Annotated in this window: 6 protein-coding genes; 4 read left to right on the plus strand and 2 right to left on the minus strand. The window is 64.1% G+C overall.

The annotated features are described in order from the left end of the window. Both EOA29_RS28800 and EOA29_RS28805 read left to right on the plus strand, forming a co-directional pair. On the plus strand, positions 1–566 hold a 566-nt coding region (locus tag EOA29_RS28800; RefSeq protein ID WP_127221942.1), incomplete at its 5' end, for a TRAP transporter large permease subunit. Further along, complete coding sequence (locus EOA29_RS28805) at positions 563–925, plus strand: DUF1850 domain-containing protein (RefSeq protein ID WP_126091021.1); 363 nt, start codon at positions 563–565, stop codon at positions 923–925. The genes EOA29_RS28800 and EOA29_RS28805, both read left to right, overlap by 4 nt. 88 nt (positions 926–1,013) lie before the next feature. Here EOA29_RS28805 and EOA29_RS28810 read toward each other — a convergent pair whose 3' ends face one another. Continuing rightward, positions 1,014–1,466 carry a DCC1-like thiol-disulfide oxidoreductase family protein gene (locus tag EOA29_RS28810; protein WP_126091020.1) on the minus strand — a complete coding sequence of 151 codons (453 nt, stop codon included), beginning with the start codon at positions 1,464–1,466 and terminating at the stop codon, positions 1,014–1,016. Positions 1,467–1,662: 196 nt separating this feature from the next. After that, positions 1,663–1,809 carry a hypothetical protein gene (locus tag EOA29_RS28815; protein WP_126091019.1) on the minus strand — a complete coding sequence of 49 codons (147 nt, stop codon included), beginning with the start codon at positions 1,807–1,809 and terminating at the stop codon, positions 1,663–1,665. Between the two features lie 399 nt (positions 1,810–2,208). Between EOA29_RS28815 and EOA29_RS28820 the strand changes: the two genes are divergently transcribed. After that, entirely contained in the window at positions 2,209–2,712 is a 504-nt protein-coding gene (locus EOA29_RS28820; protein ID WP_127221943.1) for a ferritin-like domain-containing protein, read from the plus strand. 86 nt (positions 2,713–2,798) lie between these two features. Further along, on the plus strand, positions 2,799–3,650 hold the full coding sequence (locus tag EOA29_RS28825; RefSeq protein WP_126091017.1) for a Ku protein: 852 nt from the start codon (positions 2,799–2,801) through the stop codon (positions 3,648–3,650). The last annotated feature ends 33 nt before the right edge of the window (positions 3,651–3,683 follow it).

The raw sequence follows: 3,683 nt of genomic DNA on the forward strand, positions 1-3,683 counted from the left end.
GCCTTGTGCTCGGCATGGGCATCCCGACCATCCCCAACTACATCATCACCTCCTCGCTCGCCGGCCCGGCGCTTCTGTCGCTCGGCGTGCCGTTGCTGGTCAGCCACATGTTCGTCTTCTATTTCGGCATCATGGCCGATCTGACCCCGCCGGTGGCGCTCGCCGCCTTCGCCGCCGCTCCCATGGCCAGGGAAAGCGGCCTCAAGATCGGCATCCAGGCCACCAAGCTCGCAATCGCCGGTTTTGTCGTGCCGTTCATGGCGGTCTACACGCCGGCGCTGATGCTGCAGGATGCCGGCCCGATCGCCGCCTCGTTCGGCTATCCGGTCGAGGTCGCCTACATCGTCGTCAAGGCCTGCATGGGCATCGTGCTCTGGGGCGCCGCCGCCGTCGGCTTCCTCGCCCGCCGCATGGCCTGGTGGGAGCGCATCGTCGCTTTCGTTGCCGGCGTGCTCCTGGTCGCGGCGCTGCCGCTTACCGACGAGACCGGCTGGGTGTTGTCGTTTGCGTGGATCGGCTGGCACTGCTGGCGCGCGCGCCAGGCCTCGGCAAGGGACGCTGCGTGAGCCTTTGCATCCTTGCTGCCGGCAAAACCGTGGTTCTGGCCACGGCCGCCTTCACGCTGTCCTGGACGCATTCGGTGGAGCGCACGCGCTGGCAGGAGGACTGGACAGTGACGCCTGCCGGGCTGCGGATCGTTGAGGCTCGCGTGAAGGGCTCCGGCGCCGGCATGGAGCCGCCACAGGGCTCGGTGCTGAGGGACGGCTGGTGGGTCTATACGCCGCGGATCGGGCCGCAGCCGCGCCTGGTGCTGGCAGCCTCCGGCGCGACCGGGGAAGGCTGGACGCTGTGCACTGCCAAAGGCTGTCGCGAGCTGGGCAGCGCGGCGGCGGCAGCGATCGTGCTCGAACCTTGCGGACCATGACCGGTCGAGATAGCGGACGACAACCGCCACCGATGGCCTGATGCATGTCTTTGTCGCGAAACCGGTTCCCACTTTCGCGAGACATGCTTTAGCCGATCAGCCGCTGCCGCAGTTCGGCGGACGGGATCTCGCAGCTGTCCTTCCTGCCGAACAGCGCATAGCGGTTTTTCGCGACGCGGTCATAGAGCCAGTCGCGCAGCGGCTGCGGCAGGACGAGCAGCAGCCTCGCCGCGCGCCAGGGCCAGCCGAGCGCCGCCATGACGGCGACGAAACTGTCGAGCTTCGTGAAGGCCACGCCGTCGATGATGGCCAGGTTGGTTTCGTAATTGTCGGTCGGCAGGCCGTATTTGCGAAACAACGCCTCGCCGAACGGCGATTGCGCCGTGGCGAAGCGGAAGCGCTTGTCGCGGTCGAGCTTGACGATCATTTGGACGAAGCCCGAGCAGAACACGCAGACGCCGTCGAAGACGATCAGCGGCTGGCGGGCGTCGTAAGCTTGGCCTGGGAGAAGTGGACGCTTCGGTTCGGGCAGGTCGGTCATGTTGGCCCCGGCTGCTTGTGCCTCCCTTACGCTAAACCAGGGGGACACTAAGCCAGCCGGCGGCGGCGTCAAAGTCGCGGCGTTGTCGCACGCCTGCCGTCGGCGACGGCGGGGCGCTCGTCACGATAGGTCGTGGCGCGGCTGTCGGCGGCCGGCTTGCAGATCCGGCTGTTGTGGCGGCTGTCGGGCATCGTGATCAGTTCGTGCCGACGCCGAGCGTGTTGCCGCGGCGCGCGCAGGCCGGACCTGGGCCGCGCATATAATAGCGCTCGGGCCGATAGGTCGGCGCGACGAATTCGCGAATGGCGGCGGCATAGCCGGCGATGTGGTTCCAGAAGTTCATTTTACCTGTCCCTGTCCCGTTTTCGGATGTCCCTTCCGAATTGTCCGAGAGCATAGCGTCGAGGCGTGAATAGTCGGTGAACGTCATGTTAATTTCTGGTCCGAAAGTCGTTGCTTCGTGGCTGGAATGCGGCTGATTCGCGGTCTTTCCACGCCTTTTGTCGCGATTTCGGATCGTGTGACTTTTGCATCACATATGTTTCGTCCCGATGTCGCTTGGGCGCGCTTCTGTTTCACGTTCGGCCGCCGCCCGGAAATTTCATTGCGCGTCCGGAAAACGTCAGGAACCCGCCCGGGGAGGGGCACGTTGACCCTTCACGACCGTGCGGATCGCTCCGACGAAGGCGGCCGCGCCGCCGTTCGAATCCCCACCCGGCACAAGCAAGGGAAGGCAAAAGCCATGGGTTTCTTTTCGAAAGACATCAAGACGCTGGACGACCTCTTCATCCATATGCTGCGCGAGATCTACTATGCCGAAAAGCAGATCGAGCGGACCCTGCCGAAGATGATCGGCGAGGCGACCGACCCGCAGCTGAAGGCCGGTTTCGAAAAACATCTCGAACAGACCAGGGGCCATATCGATCGCGTCGAGCAGGTGTTCGAGCTGCATGGCGTCAAGGCCAAGGCCATCAACTGCCCGGCCATCGACGGCATCCTCGAGGAAGCCGACGAGGTGAGCGGCGACGTCGGCGACAAGGAGGTTCTCGATGCCGCGCTGATCGCGTCCGCGCAGGCGGTCGAGCACTACGAGATCACACGCTACGGCACGCTGATCGCCTGGGCCAGGCAACTCGGCCGCAGCGACTGCGCCAATGTGCTGGCCAAGAACCTTAAGGAAGAGCAGGCCACCGACCGCAAGCTCACCGAGATTGCCGAGAACAGGATCAACCTGCTGGCGGCCTGATGGCTATGCAACGACAAGGCGCACGCCCGGAACCCAAGCGAGCCCCTGTCCGTTGCGACTGAGATCGCATCGCGCAGGAGTTCGCCATGGCACCGCGCCCCGCCTGGAAGGGCTATCTGAAACTGTCGCTGGTCACTTGCGGCATCGAGCTGACCAACGTCGTCACCCATGCCGAGAAGGTTTCGTTCCGCATCCTCAACCGCAAGACCGGCAATACCGTCAAGCGCATCTATGTCGACGCCGAGACCGGCAAGCCGCTGGAAGAAGGCGACGAAATCAAGGGCTACGAGGTCAGCGACGGCGACTTCGTCCATATCGAGGAAGACGAGATCGAGGCGGTTGAGATCGAGTCCTCGCACACGATGAGCCTGGACGGCTTCGTCGAGAAATCCTCGATCGAGCAGATCTATCTCGACACACCCTACTATGTCTCGCCGGCGGACAAGGTGTCGCAAGAGGCTTTTGCCGTCATCCGCGACGCGATGGCGGCAAAGAAGATGGCCGGCCTCGCGCGCATCGTGCTCTACCAACGCGAGCGCCCCGTGGTGATCGAGCCGCTCGGCAAGGGTATGGTGCTGACGACACTGCGCTACGACGATACGGTGCGCCAGCCAGGCACCGTGTTCGACGACATCGAGGCAACCAGGACGGATGACGAGATGATCGATATCGCCGAGCACATCATCAGCCAGAAGAGGACGAAGTTCGACCCTTCGAAGTTCGACGACCGTTACGGGGATGCGCTGCTCGAGCTGATCCGCGCCAAGAAGGCCGGCAAGAAGGCGCCCAAGGTCAAAGCGCCGGCGAAGCCGTCCAATGTCGTCAACCTGTTCGACGCGCTGAAGAAGAGCCTGAACGCAGAGGGCGGCGGCAAAGCCGGCAAATCTTCATCGAAGGTGCGGGCGAAGGCCTCCGCGGCTAAACGCAAATCCGCATAGGAGCACGGCGCCATGGCCGGCCTCGAGCAATAT

This window comes from Mesorhizobium sp. M1E.F.Ca.ET.063.01.1.1, assembly GCF_003998155.1.
In the GTDB taxonomy this organism is placed as follows: domain Bacteria; phylum Pseudomonadota; class Alphaproteobacteria; order Rhizobiales; family Rhizobiaceae; genus Mesorhizobium.